The sequence below is a fragment of the Streptomyces spiramenti genome, from assembly GCF_012034385.1.
Taxonomy (GTDB): domain Bacteria; phylum Actinomycetota; class Actinomycetes; order Streptomycetales; family Streptomycetaceae; genus Streptomyces; species Streptomyces spiramenti.
Map to the genome: position 1 here is coordinate 1 of NZ_JAAVJB010000409.1, position 2,246 is coordinate 2,246.

A 2,246-nucleotide genomic window follows, 5' to 3' on the forward strand; every position below is an offset into this window, starting at 1 on the left:
CTCCAGGTGGGCGTGGAGCGCGAAGACGGTCTGCGGGTGGGCACCGCCCCGCCCGGGTGGGCACCGCCCCGCCCGGGTACCGCCCCGGGCCGCCGTCGACCCGGCCCGAGCGCGTCGGCTCGAACGCCCCTGACCGACACGTCGCATGACGTCTCGTCAGCCTTCGGTCCGTCGTCACCGACGCGCGCTCCCCCCACGCACCGGCCTCACCGAGCGGGCCCCCGTCCCCGGTGCCATCCTGAACAGAACGGGTGCTCGACAATTCTGGAGGGACCCCATGATCAACATTGAGAAGCCGGGCGCACCCTGCTGGCTCGACATCGGATCACCGGACACCGCGGCGTCATCGGCCTTCTACGGAGCGGTGCTGGGTTGGGAGTTCGCGTCCGCCGGGGCCGACGCCGGCGGGTACGGCGTATGGAAGGTCAGCGGCGAGACCGTCGCCGGGGTCGGCCCGCTCACCGACGAGGGCGCGAAGTCGGGGTGGATCGTCTACTACAACGTGCCGGACATAGCCGAGGCGACCGAGACCGTCCGCAGCGCCGGCGGGACGGTGCGCGTCGAACCCATGGACATGATGGGCCAGGGCCACATGGCCCAGTACACCGATCCGACCGGCGGCGAGTTCGCGGTCTGGCAGGCCGCCGCCGGCGCCGGGCCCGACGACGACATCCGGGTCGACGCCCCCGGGGGCCTCACCTGGGTCGAGCTGTACACGGCCGACGGCAGCGCGGCACAGAGCTTCTACCAGCGGCTCTTCGGCTGGCAGGTCACCGACATGCCGCTGCCGGGCGAGGGCTCGGAGCGCTACCGCATTCTCACCGTCACGGGTGGCAACCCCGAGAAGGACAGCCACGGCGGAATGATGGTCATGGACGCGGCGGACCTCCGGGACGGCCGCGGCTACTGGAGCCCCGTCTTCGAGACCACCGACTGCGACCGGGACGCCGCCCAGGTCACCGCTGCCGGCGGCACGCTGCAGATGGGCCCGGTCGACATGGAGGGCGTCGGCAAGGTCGCTACCTGCCTCGACCCGTTCGGCGCGAGCTTCTCGCTCCTCACGAGTTCGAGCTGAGCTCCTCCCGGCCGCTCCCCCGTGCGGAACCCGCTGCTTCCGGCCTCGCCGCCGGGAGCACCGCGGCGGTGCGTACGCCCGAACCGGCGCGCCCCGCCGCCTGGGGGGCGGGACGGCCGGGGCGAGGCGCGCGGCCACGGTCTGTTCGGTGCCGTCCGCGCCCCGGGCCGCGCGCACCGACGTCGCCGGGAGCCGCCGCGCCTCGGCGGCGATCGTCACGGGGCTGGCGGCTCCTCCGTCCCGGGGAGCAGCGCCATCAGCTCCCACACATGTCCGTCCGGGTCCTGGAAACTGCCCCCGTACATCGGACCCTCGCTGAAGGTGGGCTTCCACGGTCGGCCGCCCGCGGCGAGTGCCCGGGTCACCAGCCCGTCCACCTCGTCGGGGCTGTCCGCCGTGATGCAGGTGAGCACTTCGGTCGTCGCGGAATCAGCGATCTCCCCGTTGATGAATCCCCTGAACGGCTCCTCCTCCAGGAGCATCACGTGGATGTTCTCCTCCACCCGGACGCAGAGCACGTCCTCGCTGGAGTACTCCTCGTCGAATTCGAGGTCCAACGCCCCGAAGAACTCGCGCGACCTGGTGACGTCCCGCACCGGTAGGTTGACGAAGATCATTCGCATCGGTGGTCTCCCTGCTGGCGAATCCGGCCGCCCGACAGTCCGCCGCCCCCGGCCGCTCCGCCCGGCCGCTCCCGTCGGATCTGCAGGCAACATAACGCGCGGGACCGGCAACGGCGCGTCGAGCGCTCCCCCGCTCCTCCCCTCCCGTGTTCACTCCTCCGCGCTGCTCACGGCGGGTCTGCTCTCGCCGGTCGGCGTGCCAAACACGGAACAGACGAGAACGGAAGAACTCGGCGGCGGAGGGTTTGGAGCCGATGCGCGTCGGGCGGAGACCCGCCACGGCGGCGAACCCGTCACCGGACAGCCGACCGTGCACAGGGCCCCGCCGCCACGAGAAGACCCCGCACCGGCACCCGGCACCCGGCACCCGGCACCCGGCACCCGGCACCCGGCACCGACCGTGGCCCGGTCATGACGGCCACCTCTCCGCCCCCGGGGACACATCTGCCCCCGCCGCCGCGCCGCTGGCGCCCGCCCCGGCCCGGCCCGGAGCCGACGGGCCGTGCCGCCGCCACCTCCACCACGTCGCGTCCGGACGCGCCCTCCCC

Annotated in this window: 2 protein-coding genes; one reads left to right on the forward strand and one right to left on the reverse strand. The window is 73.4% G+C overall.

All coding sequences use genetic code 11. The annotated features are described in order from the left end of the window. Positions 1-277 precede the first annotated feature (277 nt). Complete coding sequence (locus tag HCJ92_RS23730; protein WP_167935665.1) at positions 278-1,075, forward strand: VOC family protein; 798 nt, start codon at positions 278-280, stop codon at positions 1,073-1,075. 215 nt (positions 1,076-1,290) lie between these two features. Here the strand turns inward: HCJ92_RS23730 and HCJ92_RS23735 are convergent, their stop codons facing one another. After that, positions 1,291-1,698: a VOC family protein gene (locus HCJ92_RS23735; protein WP_167935666.1), complete on the reverse strand. Its 408-nt coding sequence runs from the start codon at positions 1,696-1,698 to the stop codon at positions 1,291-1,293. Between the last annotated feature and the right edge of the window lie 548 nt (positions 1,699-2,246).

What these genes read in the sequence shown, in the direction of transcription:
- HCJ92_RS23730 (WP_167935665.1), top strand. Translation starts at nt 278, where the DNA reads ATGATCAACATTGAGAAGCCGGGCGCACCCTGCTGGCTCGACATCGGA.
- HCJ92_RS23735 (WP_167935666.1), bottom strand. Translation starts at nt 1,698, where the DNA reads ATGCGAATGATCTTCGTCAACCTACCGGTGCGGGACGTCACCAGGTCG.